Source organism: Symbiopectobacterium purcellii (assembly GCF_052050035.1).
In the GTDB taxonomy this organism is placed as follows: domain Bacteria; phylum Pseudomonadota; class Gammaproteobacteria; order Enterobacterales; family Enterobacteriaceae; genus Symbiopectobacterium; species Symbiopectobacterium purcellii_A.
Map to the genome: position 1 here is coordinate 2,687,509 of NZ_CP189882.1, position 16,403 is coordinate 2,703,911.

The following is a 16,403-nucleotide window of genomic DNA, read 5'->3' on the forward strand; positions in this document are numbered from 1 at the left end:
CGATGATAGTGCTTTGATCCGGCGATCCCCTGAAAGTTCGATTTATTCAACAAAGCCCCCTAACAGCTGATAACGGCCCTGAATTCGCTCTGCACGAGCAAATTACTCAAATCACAGGGGCGCAGGTCTACTTTGCCCATCCTTATCATTCCTGGGAGAGGGGCTTGAATAAGCACACCAACGGGCTGATACGACGTTTTTACCCAAAGGGAACAGACTTCAGTCAGGTCAGTCATCGTAAGATTGCCGAACTCGAACACATACTCAATACAAGGGGCAGAAAATCGCTGGGCTATCGTTCCCCCAATGAGGTATTTTTAACGCACTTACTGGTGGCATAAGCCTCTACCGTTTTGTTGCGTTTCGAGTGGGAATGGGGCCCCGGGCCTGGTGGTGCATACGGACAGGGGGGCGCAGTACACGGGACAACGCTTTCAGGCGCTGCTGAGCAGCTATAGCCAAGCGACATTATTTTGATAACAGCCAGCTATTCTTCTTTGCCGCATATCAGGGCATAGGATGTAATCATTTTTAAGTCGGTTGGCTATACAGGCTGAGGAGCAGTATGGGAGACGTGGGTGCCTGCTGGGATAATGCGGTGATGGAGCGCTTCTGGGGCAGTCTGAAACATGAATGGTTGCTGCTGGTACCCCAGCCAACACGGGCTTACATGGAGCATGATGTGGCGACGTATATCCGCTACTACAACCTAGGCAGGCATCATGCCGCTAACGGGGATCTGTCTCCGGTGCGTTATGAACAAATGGCTGAGAAAAAAGTGTCCTGATTTACTTGACCAGTGCAGAAGTCACCGCTGGCAGGCTCAAAAAAACAGGACGGAATCCCACAGACCGGAGGAAACAGGGTGTAAAGCGTAGCCTGATGACCGATGCGAACGGGCTTCCCCTCTCTCTGGTTGTCTCAGGGGCAAATACCCACGACATAAAGCTGGTTGCTGATACTCTCGACGCCCTTCAGACGGGCAGACCCGGCAGAAAGCTCCGCCTCTGTCTGGACAAAGGCTATGAAGCCGGATGGCTGGAGGCCTGTCTGAAAAGTCGTCGTTACGAACCTCATATCCAGTCAAGGAAAGAGGAGTCGGAAGCCATCAAAAATACGGATTTTAAAGCTCACCGCTGGGTAGTGGAGAGAACGCACAGCTGGATGAATCGCTTTCGTCGGGTTCTGACTCGCTGGGAGAAGAAAGTCGAAAATTATGAGGCGATGCTGCATTTTACCTGCGGCATCATTGTCTGGAATAAAATCCTATTGGGATAGGTTCTAAATCATGGTGCTTCCCATATTGTAGCGGACGAAAAACATAGTATGTTTGCCAAGAAAACAATTTCCGAAGCGTTCATGAAGGCACGCCGTGCTTCTGGATTAACCTGGAATGGCACTGCTCCTTCCTTTCACGAAATCAGAAGCTTGGCGGCACGCTTGTATACCGAGGAGGCTTTGTTGAATAATTTAACCGTTTGATTTACATCTTCTTTAGTTAGAATGCATTTACAGAGAATGTATTTTGTTAGAACGACAAATCAAATAGTTAGCACAATAAAAAGCATTCCGAGAGGAAAAATTAGTCGTTGAAATTTTATAATGCTTATATAAATCAGTATCTTAAATTATTCAACAAAGCCTACCGAGGAAAAAGGGAAAGATTATGCGCAAAAACTGTTAGGTCACAAGTCATCAGATATGACCGATAAGTACCGGGATGTAAGGGGTGCGGAATGGACAGAAATATGATTATTTCGATCGAATTTCGACTGATATCGATCGATTAACAATGACATGTTGAATTTAAAGATGAAAAGTTTACCGCCGCTGCTGGCGGAGCAGGCGCAGCGTGTGTTATTCCGCTTGCAAGAGAGCATGGCACTCCCTGCGTCTATCGCGCCCGAGGATCTGGCGGTGCTGGCCTCCAGTGATTTTGTCAGTGAGGCGCTTGCGCGCTATCCCGAGTGGTGGGAGACATTGCATCAGCAGCCACCTCAGCCGGAGGAGTGGCAGCACTACGGGATCTGGTTGGCGCAGGCGCTGGAAGCGGTCAGCGATGAGGCGGCGCTGATGCGCGTGCTGCGTGAGTTTCGCCGTCGGATGCTGGTGCGTATTGCCTGGTCGCAATCACTCGCCACCAGCACCACGCCGCAAACGTTGCGTCAACTCAGCGAATTGGCTGAGACACTGATTGTGGCGGCGCGCGGCTGGCTGTATGACGCCTGCTGCCGCGAGTGGGGCACGCCGAGTAATGCGCAAGGTGAGCCGCAGCCATTGCTGATATTGGGCATGGGCAAACTGGGGGGCGGAGAACTGAACTTCTCCTCTGATATCGACCTGATTTTTGTCTATCCGGAAAACGGCCAAACCCTCGGGGGACGGCGCGAATTGGATAATGCGCAATTCTTTACCCGACTGGGGCAGCGCCTGATTAAAGCGCTGGATCAGATGACGGTTGACGGCTTTGTCTACCGTGTCGATATGCGTTTACGCCCGTTTGGTGATAGCGGTTCGTTGGTGCTCAGCTTTGCTGCGATGGAAGAGTATTATCAGGAGCAGGGGCGCGATTGGGAACGCTACGCGATGGTGAAAGCGCGTCTGATGGGCGGTATGGAGGATGCCTACAGTCAGGAGCTGCGCGCGCTGTTGCGTCCGTTTGTGTTCCGCCGCTATATCGATTTCAGTGTGATCCAATCGCTGCGTAACATGAAGGGCATGATTGCCCGTGAAGTACGGCGGCGCGATCTGCGTAACAACATCAAGCTGGGCGCCGGCGGTATTCGTGAAATTGAGTTTATCACTCAGGTTTTTCAACTGATTCGCGGTGGACGTGAACCGGGGTTACAAGGCCGGGAACTGCTGCCGACGTTGCAGCACACCGGTAGCCTGGGCCTGCTCTCGCCGCAGCAAGTGGACGAACTGAGCAATGCCTATCTGTTTTTGCGGCGGCTGGAAAATCTGTTGCAGGCGATTGCTGATGAGCAGACGCAAACCTTGCCGCAAGAGGCGTTGAATCAGCAGCGTTTGGCGTGGGGCATGGGGTTTGACGGTTGGGAGGCATTAAATGATGCCTTACAAAACCATATGCTAGCGGTGCGCCGGGTGTTTAATGATCTGATTGGCGATGATGCGCAAGACGGGCAGGATGCGCCGGAGTGCAGTGGCTACAACAGCATATGGCTGGATGCGCCCGACGAAGTGGATATGGGGGCGTTGATGTCCCATCTCAGCGAAGGGGCGCGTAACGCGCTACTGCGCGCCATTACCGATTTTCGTCATGATTTGGTCAAACGCACCATTGGCCCACGCGGGCGTGACGTGCTCGATCATCTTATGCCGCTGCTGCTGGCCGAAGTGTGTGCTCACCAGCAGGCTGAGCTTATTTTGCCGCGCCTGACGCCGTTGTTGCTCGGTATCGTGACGCGCACCACCTATCTGGAACTGCTGCTGGAATCGCGCCCTGCCTTGATTCAACTGGTGCGACTGTGCGCAGCCTCGCCGATGGTGGCAAGTCAGTTGGCGCGTTATCCGCTGCTGTTGGATGAACTGCTCGATCCGGCGACGCTCTATCATCCGCTGGCACCGGAAGCCTATCACGATGAACTGCGCCAATACATGATGCGCGTGCCTGAGGAAGACGAAGAGCAGCAACTGGAAGCGGTGCGGCAGTTCAAACAGGCGCAGCAGTTGCGCATTGCCGCAGGTGACATCGCGGGCGTGCTACCGGTAATGAAAGTGAGCGATCACTTAACTTATCTGGCGGAAGCCATTATCGCGGCCGTAGTGCAGCAAGCTTGGACGCAAATGGCGGCGCGCTATGGGGAACCGACACATCTGCAACAGCGCGAAGAACGCGGCTTTGCGGTAATTGGTTATGGCAAACTGGGCGGCTGGGAACTGGGCTACAGTTCCGATCTCGATCTGGTGTTCCTGCTGGATTGTCCGGATGATGTGGTAACCGACGGTGAGCGCAGTATCGATGGTCGCCATTTCTATCTCCGTCTGGCGCAGCGTGTGATGCACTTGTTCAGCACGCGTACCTCATCGGGTATTCTTTACGAGGTCGATGCCCGCCTGCGTCCATCCGGGGCGGCTGGAATGCTGGTCAGTACCGTCGGGGCTTTTGGCGACTATCAACAACATGAAGCCTGGACCTGGGAACATCAGGCGCTGGTGCGCGCGCGCATGGTCTACGGTGAGCGAGGCGTGCAGTCGCAGTTTGAGGCGATACGGCGTCAGATTTTGTGCCAGGAACGCGAGCCGGAGACGCTGCGTGCGGAAGTGCGCGAAATGCGCGAGAAGATGCGCCAGCATCTGGCCAATAAAGACCCTGCGCTGTTTGATCTCAAAATCGATGAGGGCGGTATCACCGATATCGAATTTATCGTGCAATACCTGGTGCTGCGTTATGCGGCACAGGAGCCGCGCCTGACGCGCTGGTCTGATAACGTGCGCATTCTGGAACTGATGGCCCAATGTGGCGTGATGGACGAGGAAGAAGCGCGGGCTTTGACGCTCGCTTACATCACCCTGCGCGATGAGTTGCATCATTTAGCGTTGCAGGAACAGTCGGCGCGTGTCAGTGCTGAAAGCTTTTTGACCGAGCGCCAACAGGTGAAAACCAGCTGGGAAAAATGGCTGGGGGCCGTGGCGCAGTAGGCAAAGAATGTTGTTTCGAAGGGCTGCGGGGGCTGTGCTATTATCGCGGCCAACTGTATGACAAAAAACATCTTGGAGTTGGTGCATGAAAGGTTCATTACCTGATTTTCGTCAGGCTGGCGTTCTGGTGGTAGGGGATGTGATGCTGGATCGCTACTGGTACGGTCCTACCAGCCGTATTTCGCCAGAAGCGCCTGTGCCGGTAGTCAAAGTCGATACCATTGAAGAACGTCCCGGCGGTGCGGCCAACGTGGCCATGAACATTGCAGCGCTGGGTGCCAACTCCCGCCTGGTCGGGCTGACCGGCATCGATGACGCTGCGCGTGCGCTGAGCGCCAAACTGAGCGATGTGAACGTCAAATGCGATTTTGTTTCCGTCCCGACGCACCCCACTATCACCAAGCTGCGCGTGTTGTCGCGCAACCAGCAGTTGATTCGCCTCGATTTTGAAGAAGGCTTTGACGAGGTTGATCCGCAGCCTATGTTGGAGCGCATCGCGCAGGCGCTGCCGAAAATCGGCGCACTGGTGCTGTCAGACTACGCGAAAGGTGCTCTGGCGCATGTGCAGGCGATGATCCAAACCGCGAATGAAGCCGGTGTGCCGGTGCTGATCGACCCGAAAGGGACCGATTTCGTTCGCTATCGCGGTGCCACCTTGCTGACCCCTAACCTGTCTGAGTTCGAAGCGGTTGCCGGGCGCAGCAAAACCGAAGAAGAGCTGGTCGCGCGCGGTGAGAAAATGATTGCCGATTTCGACCTGTCCGCTCTGCTGATCACCCGTTCCGAACATGGCATGACGCTGCTTCAGCCGGGCAAAGCGCCGCTGAATCTGCCGACACAGGCGCAGGAAGTCTACGATGTGACCGGCGCGGGCGATACCGTGATTGGCGTATTGGCAGCAGCACTGGCGGCGGGAAACTCACTGGAAGATGCTTGTTTCTTAGCGAACGCCGCAGCCGGTGTGGTGGTGGGCAAGCTGGGAACCTCGACCGTCACGCCTATCGAGCTGGAAAATGCCATTCGCGGTCGCGCTGACAGCGGTTTTGGCTCGATGGATGAAGCGCAGCTGAAAGCGGCCGTGGCGCAGGCGCGTCTGCGCGGTGAAAAAATTGTTATGACCAACGGGGTGTTCGATATTCTGCACGCCGGTCACGTTTCTTATTTGGCGAACGCGCGCAAGCTGGGCGATCGCTTGATTGTAGCGGTGAACAGCGATGACTCCACCAGCCGCTTAAAAGGCCCGACGCGTCCGGTCAATGCTTTGGCACAACGTATGGCGGTGTTAAGCGCTCTCGGCGCGGTGGACTGGGTGGTACCGTTTGAAGAAGACACGCCGCAGCGCCTGATTGCTGGCATTCTGCCGGATATTCTGGTCAAAGGCGGTGACTACAAGCCGGAAGATATCGCAGGCAGCAAAGAGGTGTGGGCCAACGGCGGTGACGTACAGGTGCTGAACTTTGAAGATGGCTGTTCTACCACTAACATTATTAATGCCATCAAAGCGAATACGCCGCGATAAACCAAAAGAGTACGGGTAACCTCCAGTGACAGTTGAACATCTGACATCGCGTGTGGCTGAGCTGCACGCGCAATTGCGCCACCACGAATATAAATATCACGTTGAAGATGCGCCGGAAATTCCTGACGTGGAATATGACCGCCTGATGAATGAGCTTAAGGCGATCGAAGCGGAGCATCCTGAGCTGATCACGTTGGATTCGCCCACGCAGCGCGTTGGTGCGGCACCCCTGTCGGCGTTTGAGTCCGTGCGCCATGAAGTGCCGATGTTGTCGCTGGATAACGTGTTTGATGATGAAAGCTATCTGGCGTTCTACAAACGCGTGCAGGATCGCTTGAAAAGCGGTGAAGAACTGACCTTCTGCTGTGAGCTGAAGCTCGATGGTTTGGCGGTAAGCCTGCTGTATGAAAACGGTCTGTTAGTGCAGGCCGCTACGCGCGGCGATGGCTCGACGGGGGAAAACATTACCGCCAATATCCGCACCATCGGTGCCATTCCGCTGCGGTTGCAGGGGGATAACATTCCTGCGCGCGTGGAAGTGCGCGGCGAAGTGTTTATGAAGCACCGTTGCTTTGAAAAGATGAATGACGAAGCGCGACGTACCGGCGGCAAGATATTTGCCAATCCGCGCAATGCGGCGGCGGGGTCGTTGCGTCAGCTCGATCCGCGTATTACGGCCAAACGCCCCCTGACCTTCTTTTGCTACGGCGTTGGTCTGTTGGAAGGCGGCACCTTGCCAGTCAGCCATTTGGCGCGCCTGAAGCAGTTTAAAGACTGGGGATTGCCGGTCAGCGATCGTATTCGTTTATGTACTGGCAGTGCAGACGTGCTGGCGTTTTATCGGCAGGTGGAGCAGGAACGCGCTACGCTCGGCTTCGATATAGACGGCGTAGTGGTCAAAGTTGACGACCTGGCATTGCAAGAGCGACTCGGGTTTGTGGCGCGAGCGCCGCGCTGGGCGGTGGCTTTTAAATTCCCGGCGCAGGAACAATTGACCTGGTTGCACGGCGTTGATTTTCAGGTAGGCCGCACCGGTGCTATTACGCCGGTGGCACGCCTTGAGCCGGTTGCCGTTGCGGGCGTGATGGTGAGCAATGCCACCTTGCACAACCGCTATGAAATTGAACGTCTCGGCATACAGGTCGGCGATCGCGTTATCGTGCGTCGCGCAGGCGATGTCATTCCGCAGATCGTTGGCGTAGTGGAAGCGGAGCGCCCTGCGGATGCCCGTGCTATCGATTTTCCGGAACAATGTCCGGTATGCGGTTCCGAGGTGGAGCGCATTGAAGGTGAGGCTGTAACGCGTTGTACTGGCGGGTTGATCTGCGGCGCACAGTGTAAGGAAGCGTTAAAACACTTTGTCTCGCGCCGTGCGCTGGACGTGGAAGGCATGGGTGATAAGGTTATCGATCAACTGGTGGAAAAAGAGTACGTCAAAACCCCAGCCGACCTGTTTACCCTTACCGCAGGCATCCTGACCGGGCTTGATCGTATGGGGCCGAAATCGGCGCAGAATCTAGTCAATGCGCTGGAAAAAGCCAAATTCACCACCTTTGCCCGCTTCTTGTTTGCGCTGGGTATCCGCGACGTGGGCGAAGCGACTGCAAGCAACCTGGCGCAGCATTTTGCCACGCTGGATAACCTGCTGGCGGCGGATGAAGAAGCGCTGCTGGAAGTGGCGGATGTGGGGCCCGTGGTAGCGAAGCATGTGCGTCATTTCCTGCAAGAAGAACACAACCGACAAGTGATTCGCGAGCTCATCGACCCTGAGGGCATCAATATTCACTGGCCGGAAATCGAAAGGGTGGATGTTGCGACGCTCGATAACCCGTTTGCTGGCAAGACCATTGTGCTGACCGGCTCGTTGAGCCAGCTATCCCGTGATGAAGCCAAGGATCGCCTGACGGCGCTGGGCGCGAAAGTGAGCGGCAGCGTGTCCAAGAAAACCGATATGGTGATTGCCGGGGAAGCGGCGGGCTCCAAGTTGGCCAAAGCACAAGAACTGAATATCCCGGTGATTGATGAAGCCGAGATGATCCGCCTGCTCGGAGCCTAACCGATGGAAAAAGAGGATTTAATTGCCATCGCCACCCAGCAGATGCCGTTTGGCAAGTATCAGGGCCGTGTGCTGATCGATTTGCCCGAGGAGTATTTGCTGTGGTTTGCCCGCAAGGATTCATTTCCCAAAGGGCGACTGGGTGATTTGATGCAACTGACGCTGACCATCAAGATAGAAGGGCTGCAAGGGTTGGTGACGCCGCTCAAGCAGCGTTAGAAGCAGCACCGCGTTTGCGGTGCTGCGCGTGTGACTCAACGGCTACACGTAGATGTTAATCTTATTCTCTTCAGTCGAGTCTGTAAAGAATTTCGTGTAAATGGCTCCATCGCTTAACCGGAAATCCGATCTCCATACATCAACATGAATTGGCTCATAGCCGGTTTCCAGTCTCTGATTGCTAGGGTCCATTTAGCCGAGATATTATGCAAGGCTAGATAGAATAATTTTAGCACCGAGTCATCCGTTGGAAATATTCGTCGCGTTTTCGTTATCTTGCGCAATGAAGCATTTAACGACTCTATCGCGTTGGTGGTGTAGATAACCTTGCGGATCTCCGGCGGAAAATCAAAAATGACGATGAGACGTTTCCAATTATATAGCCAAGCGACTTAATTTTGATTACACCATATGGACTGAGAACAAACTCTCTGTATCGCAACCCATCTCTCTTTTTTTGCTTTTTGCTTGTGCCCATTTATGCTCAATTGGGTTAAGATCTGGCGAATATGTAGGCAAATACTCCACCATATACCCTGCATCGATGATGACTTGTTGAATATTATGTTTTTTGTGAAAAGTGGCATTGTCCATCATGATTACACTGTTTTTAGGGAGTACTGGGATAAGGACTTGTGTGACCCAGGCATAGAAAACATCGCTGTTAATATTGATATCAAATAATCCGATAGCAAACAGCGTTGTGCCTAATAAAGCGCCGATAACATTTGTTCTTCCCCTAGCTCCCCAGTTCTTCAGGCCAAAACACCGTTGACCTTTTGGGGAATAGCCGTGAGTCCGTGGGGCATCGTGTGAAAAACCACTTTCATCAATAAAAACAATAGGTTTACCTTCTTTTTCATACTGTTGTTTTTTTTGTTGAAATCCCTGCCGGGCGTTTTCGTCGGCTTTCGGATGACGTAGAGTTTTTTTTATAGGTCAATCCCAGCTTTTTAAGCGCTTGCCAAATGGCCTTCTGACAAACGCCAAAACGCTCTGCACGTTCTTTTTGGTAAGCATCTGGATATTGTTCAACATCTTTTATCAACTCGGATTTATCGATCTTTCGCTGACGCGTGGTCGATGCTTTTGACTCTATTTGATTAATCCAACGCGATACAGAGGCAGGGCCAATCCGAAATTGCTTCGCTGTTTCTCGGATACTCAACCCTTCGTTTTTCCGTGTAGATATCACTTTACGTCTAAAATCAATTGAATAGCTCATTTAAATAATGTAATCAAAATTAAGTCGTTTAGCTATATCTTAAATTATTCAACAAAGCCGTATTACAGTTGAACACGCCATCGCGGGTATCAAGCGCCTCGGTTGCATGACCCAAATTTTACGGAATCGTAGACCCTTTATTGATGATACCCTCTTACTCCTTAGCGCCTGTCTTTGGAATTTCCATCTCAGAACAGCGTAAAATTTACTTCAATCACCGAAACACCCTTATTTCACTATTAAGCAACACGCTTTTTCTACAACGGTGCGACGGCGATAAGCATCACGGTAAAGTTGTGAGCGTCCATCTGAAGCCAATTTTTCATTTGATTTTCGGGGAATAACCGCTCTTATCCCTTTTCTTTTCAACTCGTTACGGAGTGCATTGCCAGAGTAGGCTTTGTCAGCCAGTACCGCATGACCACGACGCTTCATGCTACCGTTCTGCCGTTGCACGCCAATGCCGTCCAGGAGTCGTAACGCGAACAGGAAGCGTGTTGCTTAATAGTGAAATAAGGGTGTTTCGGTGATTGAAGTAAATTTTACGCTGTTCTGAGATGGAAATTCCAAAGACCGGCGCTAAGGAGTAAGAAGGTATCATCAATAAAGGGTCTACGATTCCGTAAAATTTGGGTCATGCAACCGAGGCGCTTGATACCCGCGATGGCGTGTTCAACTGTAATACGGATGCCCGAGATTATTTTATTTTCTTGTTTTTGTTCAGGCGATAAAGGTCTTTTTCGAGTTCCTTTTTTTGGGATTTGTGTATTAGGATGCTGTTTCTCTATACCTTGAAAACCGGTATCTGCCCAGATGGTTACCTCAGGAGGAATATGGCGAATTATATCGACTTTATCGAGTAAGCGTTTATCGTGACGGCGCCCATTTTTGCTCATGGGGATAAATCCAATTTGCCTTGTTTCGTCAGTCATAATAAGCCCTTTTCGAGTGGTCTGTCTTTTCTTTCCCGAATACATTTTTTTTCGCCGACGCAGATTCTTAGGCTTTTGGACAGGTCGCTCTGTCCCATCAATAAAGACGTCTTTAACTCCAGGAAAGGCGCGAAAAAATTCCTCAGCAGAGCGAATTTGACGAGCGGGCAAAACACATTCTCGCCCCAAGGTCATCTCTAAAACCGGCAATAATATTTTTACCCAGCGACATACCCGTGTTCTATCTAAACCAAAAAGAAGTCCTTGCAAATCATAGGTCGGATAACATTTTAAATACAATAAAATAAAAAGCAGTTTATCTAATGGGGTTGGGATAAATCCTTTCTGCCCTGCACCCATCTGCCGCTCGTGATCTTTTCGATTCCTTTTCCGATAAATCAAATCACAAGCTGAAAATTCAGCGGCTAAATTTTTCAATTCTTCGACTGATAATCCAATGATTGCTTTACATAAACGATTATCTCGTAACAACCGCTCTTTGTTGATCATTTCAAACCTTTATTCTCTAAGTTAAACCTCTTTTTATTCTCAATAGCCTGACAAAAAATGCAAGTCTCTATTCAGCAACTAGTTTAGGCTTTCGTGAGCCTGCCCAGCACTCAGTACGATATTTAGCGGGATGCCGCTTCCGTCAGTCGCCATGTGGATTTTGGTGCCATAACCACCTCGTGAGCGACCCAGGCTGTTATCGTTGGTAATATCGGGATGTTTTTTTGAGCGCCAGCCGCACATTTGAGCGCACGGATATTGCTGCCATCCAGCGCAGTGGCTGACCAGTCAACAAGTCCATGAGCATCAAGAAATGAAAGTAACTTATTAAAAATAATGTTAATAACTCCAAACTTTGACCATCTATTGAAACGGTTATAAACGGTTTTCCATGGGCCGTAACGTTCAGGTAAATCACGCCATGGGGCACCTGAACACAGTATCCATAACATGCCGTTGACGATTTTGTGTCGCTACCGATGTAAAACTGGCTCACCTGCCGATGTAAATCTGACCCACCTAGGGTAAAAATGGCAGTTTTAAGACACTGCCAATGATGACATTGGAGACCAGAGTGGAGATTCACGTTTTACACCGTCAAGGCATGTCCATCCGCGCCATCGCGCGGCAGCTTTCATGCTCCCGCGAGACCGTTCGACGATATATCCGTAGTCCACTACCGGTGGCTGACATGCGTTACAAGCCGCGTATGCCTACAACATGCAAGCTTGACCCGTTCAAGCCGTATGTTCTCGAGCGCGTTGCTGCTGCCAGACCACAGTGGATACCGGCCAGTGTGCTGCTGCGCGAGATAGGCCAACGGGGATATGATGGCGGCTATAGCATGCTTACCGCATTTCTACACCCCATGAAGCAGCCCGTTACTGAGGCGGTCACGCGCTTTGAGACCGAACCCGGCGTACAGATGCAGATTGATTTCACCATCGTCAGGCAGGGCCATAACCCGTTGCTGGCCTTCGTCGCTACGCTGGGCTGGAGCCGGGCGACTTTCGTCAAGTTCTACAGCAACCAGGAGTCCGCAGCCTGGTGTGACGGCATTGAGTCTGCACTTAAGTTCTTTGGCGGAACTCCGCATCAGTTGCTGTTCGACAACGCCAAGGCCATCATTATTGAGCGTGATGTCTACGGGCCCGGCAAGCATCGCTGGAACCCACAGTTGATGCAACTGGCTGAGAAGTATGCCTTTACGCCTAAAGTTTGCCGTCCCTACCGCGCCAAGACTAAGGGCAAGGTCGAACGCTTCAACCATTACCTCAAGAACAGCTTTGTTGTGCCGCTTGCCGCCACGTTTCGCCAGGCTGGGCTGATACTGGACGTCCCCGCGGCTAATGCACGCATTGGTGAGTGGTTGATCACCGTTGCCAACACCCGTAAACATGGCACCACCGGTATTCCGCCTGAACAACGCATGCCGCGTGAGCGGGCTGCGTTGTTGCCATTGCCGAAGATAACACTGGCATTGCCTCCACCGGTACCGGCGAGTTGCTCGCGCCCCATACCCACAGAGAGTCTCCAGCACCCGTTGGCTACGTATCAGGCGCTACTGGAGGTAGAAGCATGAACCTCCAGCATGATCGTATCGCAGCGCTCTGCGAGCAGCTTAAGCTCGATAGATTACCGGCTGAGTGGCCCGCCGTTGCTCAGACGACGATCGACAGCAACGGCACTCATGCCGACTTCCTTGAAGCTGCTTTACAGCTTCAGCATGATGTGCTGAACGAACGGCGCCGGCAGACTATTTTGCGTTTATCAGGCCTACCGGTGATCAAGACGCTGGAGCAGTTTGATTTCGCCTTTGCGAGTGGCGTACCTCGCAGTCAGATCCAGGAGTTGGCCGGGCTGGCGTTTATCGAGCGTCAGGAGAACCTGGTCTTGCTGGGTCCGTCCGGGGTAGGTAAAAGGCACCTGGCGACAGCACTCGGCTACAGAGCCGCGATGGCCGGAATGAGTATTCGGTTCGTCACAGCCGCAGATCTGATGCTACAGCTGCTCGCATCACATCGTCAGGGGGAGTTAAAAAGCTATCTTAATCGCGTTGTGGGTAAGCCTAAGTTGTTGATCATAGATGAGGTTGGCTACCTTCCCTTCGGTAAAATGGAAGCCAATCTGTTCTTCCAGGTTATCGCTAAACGGTATGAGTCAGGCAGCGTGGTCCTGACCAGCAACCTGTCGTTTACCCAGTGGTCGGGGACATTCGGAGATGATGAAACGCTGACGGCGGCGATGCTGGATCGGCTGCTTCACCATGCGCATATCGCGCAAATCAGCGGTCAAAGCTATCGACTGAAAGATAAGCTGAAAAGCGGTCAGATCCAGAAGAAAACTAAAGCAGCTACGCTCGAGTAATTCAAAGGGGGTGGGTCAGAATTCAATCGGTATTGACAATTTTGCGATGTTCTGCACATGGCCGGCCTGCCTGCGGAGATTTCAAAACGGTTGGTATAGCTAAACGACTTAATTTTGATTACATTATTTAAATGAGCTATTCAATTGATTTTAGACGTAAAGTGATATCTACACGGAAAAACGAAGGGTTGAGTATCCGAGAAACAGCGAAGCAATTTCGGATTGGCCCTGCCTCTGTATCGCGTTGGATTAATCAAATAGAGTCAAAAGCATCGACCACGCGTCAGCGAAAGATCGATAAATCCGAGTTGATAAAAGATGTTGAACAATATCCAGATGCTTACCAAAAAGAACGTGCAGAGCGTTTTGGCGTTTGTCAGAAGGCCATTTGGCAAGCGCTTAAAAAGCTGGGATTGACCTATAAAAAAAACTCTACGTCATCCGAAAGCCGACGAAAACGCCCGGCAGGGATTTCAACAAAAAAAACAACAGTATGAAAAAGAAGGTAAACCTATTGTTTTTATTGATGAAAGTGGTTTTTCACACGATGCACCACGGACTCACGGCTATTCCCCAAAAGGTCAACGGTGTTTTGGCCTGAAGAACTGGGGAGCTAGGGGAAGAACAAATGTTATCGGCGCTTTATTAGGCACAACGCTGTTTGCTATCGGATTATTTGATATCAATATTAACAGCGATGTTTTCTATGCCTGGGTCACACAAGTCCTTATCCCAGTACTCCCTAAAAACAGTGTAATCATGATGGACAATGCCACTTTTCACAAAAAACATAATATTCAACAAGTCATCATCGATGCAGGGTATATGGTGGAGTATTTGCCTACATATTCGCCAGATCTTAACCCAATTGAGCATAAATGGGCACAAGCAAAAAGCAAAAAGCAAAAAAAGAGAGATGGGTTGCGATACAGAGAGTTTGTTCTCAGTCCATATGGTGTAATCAAAATTAAGTCGCTTGGCTATAACAAGGGCTCAATGATTGCCCATGCTTCATCAGAAAGATCGTAGCGAGCCATAATCCAAAGTGTCTTAGAAACAGATGTATACTATAGCTCAAGCAATTAAGGGACACAGCCTAACGTGACTGTCAGATGTTCATAAATGGTAAGTGTAGTGGTATTAGGAACGACTATTCAGCCTATTTTAGGCTTTGTTGAATAATTTAACCGTTTGATTTACATCTTCTTTAGTTAGAATGCATGTACAGAGAATGTATTTTGTTAGAACGACAAATCAAATAGTTAGCACAATAAAAAGCATTCCGAGAGGAAAAATTAGTCGTTGAAATTTTATAATGCTTATATAAATCAGTATCTTAAATTATTCAACAAAGCCCCTATTTTAGCAGAAAAAGCTTGTAATTCTGGGTGCTTGTAAAATATTATGCGATGTAAAAGGTATGAATTTTAGTAATGCAGCCGTTGATTTTTCAGTAATTTTGTAGTATATAATAAACCTATTCGACAATGCTTTCAAAGAGAAACAGGCTTTGTTGAATAATTTAACATGCTGATTTACATAATTATTATAACACTTCAACAACTAAGTTTTCCAGCCGTAATGCTTTTTATTGTGCTAACTACTTGATTTGTCGTTCTAACAAAATACAGTCTCTGTACATGCATTCTACCTAAAGAAGATGTAAATCAAACGGTTAAATTATTCAACAAAGCCAGAGAAACAGAACAAAAACCAATAATATTCAGTTTCATTGGGGAATATTTGAAAAATGAATTTTTATTTGGAGTTAAGGCAATTAAATAGGCAAAGAAACATTAAAACAAAAGAATTAAAGAAAAAACTGAATTTTTTTTTCTTAAGCTTATTCTATCGAAAAAAAATAAATTTAGTAAAAATGATTACAGAACTATATGTATATTTATGCACTCTCAGGCCATTGGGGATGCTATTGTAACATCAGGTATAATTAAAGCGCTTAGAGATACTGATTTTAAGGTTTATGTGATAATACCTCCCAAGATATCATTCTTGTTCACAGACATGATAAAAACTGATGGTTTTTTTATATATCAAAAAGATACTTTCAATAAAACCAGAATGTTATTGAATTTTAACATTGATCTTGTTATTGACCTTTCTGATTTCGATACATTTTCTTATTACAGACTTAAAACACTATCATATATAAAACCAAAGCACGCAATCAGTTTTAATCAACCTCAAAATACGATTTTTGACACAAATATTATCACACATAAGTCTGAGCACATTACCACAAGAATGATAAGCATCATCAAACTGTTTTCTATTGATAGCAAGTGCCAACCTTACCTCACATTCAATGAAAATTGTGTTTATGATGCATATATTTTCTCTCAGCAAATCAAGCTAAAAAACGAAAAAATAATTATATTCAATCCATTTGCATCCCAAAAAAATCGTAACTTATCTACTAATCAGATTAATTTAATCCTAACTTACCTAAATACACTGGTAGGATATAGAACTATTGTTTTTAATTTGGGTAACGAAATAGACAATCGTTTGATGAGGCGTATTGAGATTAATCCTTTCGAGGATGCAGAGCGCTCATTCGCTCTTGTTCAATATGCAGACATTATAATTACAGTAGATACTGCTGTTGTTCACCTTGCTAGTGCGCTAAATAAGCGGCAATTCTGCATTTATAATAATCGTATGTTTAATTCTGTTTTTGAGAATAATATAGTGTGGGGGCCTAATAGTAACAAAGCCACTCAATTGACAACAACTCAGTTTTTAAAAACCGAGATAGGGGACGATATGACATCATTTGACACTTCAATTCTAATAGAGTCATTGAGAGAAGAGTTTGATAAAACACAAGAATTTAGATCGTGACTCAGATTGTCTGGTAATAGGAGAGTGTAAAAAGATCTGTGTAAATGGCAT

General features: G+C 49.1%; 14 protein-coding genes and 5 pseudogenes. 13 read left to right on the forward strand and 6 right to left on the reverse strand.

The window, feature by feature from the left end; genetic code table 11:
• Positions 1-44: 44 nt before the first annotated feature.
• The 8 genes and pseudogenes from ACQGXV_RS18770 to ACQGXV_RS18805 all read left to right on the forward strand — a co-directional run bounded on the left by ACQGXV_RS18770 (position 45) and on the right by ACQGXV_RS18805 (position 8,456).
• Positions 45-341, forward strand: a complete 297-nt coding sequence (locus tag ACQGXV_RS18770; RefSeq protein ID WP_440867505.1) for an IS30 family transposase — start codon at positions 45-47, stop codon at positions 339-341.
• 206 nt (positions 342-547) lie between these two features.
• Positions 548-787: pseudogene (locus ACQGXV_RS18775) on the forward strand (integrase core domain-containing protein); the annotation flags it as partial.
• A gap of 18 nt (positions 788-805) precedes the next feature.
• Positions 806-1,278 (forward strand): annotated as a pseudogene (locus tag ACQGXV_RS18780) (IS5 family transposase); the annotation flags it as partial.
• Positions 1,279-1,326: 48 nt separating this feature from the next.
• Positions 1,327-1,482: a hypothetical protein gene (locus ACQGXV_RS18785; RefSeq protein WP_440862698.1), complete on the forward strand. Its 156-nt coding sequence runs from the start codon at positions 1,327-1,329 to the stop codon at positions 1,480-1,482.
• 330 nt (positions 1,483-1,812) lie between these two features.
• Entirely contained in the window at positions 1,813-4,662 is a 2,850-nt protein-coding gene (glnE, locus tag ACQGXV_RS18790; protein ID WP_440867506.1) for a bifunctional [glutamate--ammonia ligase]-adenylyl-L-tyrosine phosphorylase/[glutamate--ammonia-ligase] adenylyltransferase, read from the forward strand.
• An 85-nt stretch (positions 4,663-4,747) separates the two neighbouring features.
• Positions 4,748-6,181 carry a bifunctional D-glycero-beta-D-manno-heptose-7-phosphate kinase/D-glycero-beta-D-manno-heptose 1-phosphate adenylyltransferase HldE gene (gene hldE / locus ACQGXV_RS18795; RefSeq protein WP_440862699.1) on the forward strand — a complete coding sequence of 478 codons (1,434 nt, stop codon included), beginning with the start codon at positions 4,748-4,750 and terminating at the stop codon, positions 6,179-6,181.
• Between the two features lie 25 nt (positions 6,182-6,206).
• A complete protein-coding gene (ligA, locus tag ACQGXV_RS18800; protein ID WP_440862700.1) occupies positions 6,207-8,237 on the forward strand; it encodes an NAD-dependent DNA ligase LigA in 2,031 nt (676 codons plus the stop codon).
• Between the two features lie 3 nt (positions 8,238-8,240).
• Complete coding sequence (locus ACQGXV_RS18805; RefSeq protein WP_222158046.1) at positions 8,241-8,456, forward strand: DUF3820 family protein; 216 nt, start codon at positions 8,241-8,243, stop codon at positions 8,454-8,456.
• Positions 8,457-8,569: 113 nt separating this feature from the next.
• Here the strand turns inward: ACQGXV_RS18805 and ACQGXV_RS18810 are convergent.
• From ACQGXV_RS18810 to ACQGXV_RS18835, 6 genes and pseudogenes are all read right to left on the reverse strand, one after another.
• Positions 8,570-8,845: pseudogene (locus tag ACQGXV_RS18810) on the reverse strand (transposase); the annotation flags it as partial.
• Between the two features lie 13 nt (positions 8,846-8,858).
• Positions 8,859-9,392, reverse strand: coding sequence for an IS630 family transposase (locus ACQGXV_RS18815; RefSeq protein WP_440862665.1), 534 nt, complete (start codon positions 9,390-9,392; stop codon positions 8,859-8,861).
• Positions 9,316-9,681 (reverse strand): IS630 transposase-related protein, encoded by a 366-nt coding sequence (locus ACQGXV_RS18820; RefSeq protein ID WP_440862584.1) that lies wholly within the window; start codon positions 9,679-9,681, stop codon positions 9,316-9,318. The genes ACQGXV_RS18815 and ACQGXV_RS18820 overlap by 77 nt, the downstream gene beginning before the upstream one ends.
• 252 nt (positions 9,682-9,933) lie before the next feature.
• Positions 9,934-10,167, reverse strand: a pseudogene (locus tag ACQGXV_RS18825) (transposase); the annotation flags it as partial.
• 56 nt (positions 10,168-10,223) lie between these two features.
• On the reverse strand, positions 10,224-11,123 hold the full coding sequence (locus tag ACQGXV_RS18830; RefSeq protein WP_440862701.1) for a transposase family protein: 900 nt from the start codon (positions 11,121-11,123) through the stop codon (positions 10,224-10,226).
• A gap of 87 nt (positions 11,124-11,210) precedes the next feature.
• A pseudogene (locus ACQGXV_RS18835) lies at positions 11,211-11,590 on the reverse strand (IS5 family transposase); the annotation flags it as partial.
• An 86-nt stretch (positions 11,591-11,676) separates the two neighbouring features.
• On the opposite strand from ACQGXV_RS18835, the gene istA reads away from it, so the two are divergent.
• The 5 genes from istA (at position 11,677) to ACQGXV_RS18860 (ending at position 16,352) form a co-directional block, all read left to right on the forward strand.
• The gene (istA, locus tag ACQGXV_RS18840; RefSeq protein ID WP_440862702.1) at positions 11,677-12,705 is read left to right on the forward strand and encodes an IS21 family transposase; all 1,029 of its coding nucleotides are present in this window, start codon (positions 11,677-11,679) and stop codon (positions 12,703-12,705) included.
• Positions 12,702-13,490: an IS21-like element helper ATPase IstB gene (gene istB, locus ACQGXV_RS18845; protein ID WP_440862703.1), complete on the forward strand. Its 789-nt coding sequence runs from the start codon at positions 12,702-12,704 to the stop codon at positions 13,488-13,490. Before istA ends, istB begins: the two co-directional genes overlap by 4 nt.
• Positions 13,491-13,621: 131 nt before the next feature.
• Positions 13,622-13,987, forward strand: coding sequence for an IS630 transposase-related protein (locus tag ACQGXV_RS18850; RefSeq protein ID WP_440862584.1), 366 nt, complete (start codon positions 13,622-13,624; stop codon positions 13,985-13,987).
• Positions 13,911-14,519: an IS630 family transposase gene (locus tag ACQGXV_RS18855; protein ID WP_440867507.1), complete on the forward strand. Its 609-nt coding sequence runs from the start codon at positions 13,911-13,913 to the stop codon at positions 14,517-14,519. The genes ACQGXV_RS18850 and ACQGXV_RS18855 overlap by 77 nt, the downstream gene beginning before the upstream one ends.
• 873 nt (positions 14,520-15,392) lie before the next feature.
• Positions 15,393-16,352 carry a glycosyltransferase family 9 protein gene (locus tag ACQGXV_RS18860; protein WP_440862704.1) on the forward strand — a complete coding sequence of 320 codons (960 nt, stop codon included), beginning with the start codon at positions 15,393-15,395 and terminating at the stop codon, positions 16,350-16,352.
• The last annotated feature ends 51 nt before the right edge of the window (positions 16,353-16,403 follow it).

Coding starts and splice junctions, on each gene's coding strand:
- ACQGXV_RS18785 (WP_440862698.1), top strand. CDS start 1,327: ATGTTTGCCAAGAAAACAATTTCCGAAGCGTTCATGAAGGCACGCCGT.
- glnE (WP_440867506.1), top strand. CDS start 1,813: ATGAAAAGTTTACCGCCGCTGCTGGCGGAGCAGGCGCAGCGTGTGTTA.
- hldE (WP_440862699.1), top strand. CDS start 4,748: ATGAAAGGTTCATTACCTGATTTTCGTCAGGCTGGCGTTCTGGTGGTA.
- ACQGXV_RS18805 (WP_222158046.1), top strand. CDS start 8,241: ATGGAAAAAGAGGATTTAATTGCCATCGCCACCCAGCAGATGCCGTTT.
- ACQGXV_RS18820 (WP_440862584.1), bottom strand. CDS start 9,681: ATGAGCTATTCAATTGATTTTAGACGTAAAGTGATATCTACACGGAAA.
- ACQGXV_RS18830 (WP_440862701.1), bottom strand. CDS start 11,123: ATGATCAACAAAGAGCGGTTGTTACGAGATAATCGTTTATGTAAAGCA.
- istA (WP_440862702.1), top strand. CDS start 11,677: ATGATGACATTGGAGACCAGAGTGGAGATTCACGTTTTACACCGTCAA.
- istB (WP_440862703.1), top strand. CDS start 12,702: ATGAACCTCCAGCATGATCGTATCGCAGCGCTCTGCGAGCAGCTTAAG.
- ACQGXV_RS18850 (WP_440862584.1), top strand. CDS start 13,622: ATGAGCTATTCAATTGATTTTAGACGTAAAGTGATATCTACACGGAAA.
- ACQGXV_RS18860 (WP_440862704.1), top strand. CDS start 15,393: ATGCACTCTCAGGCCATTGGGGATGCTATTGTAACATCAGGTATAATT.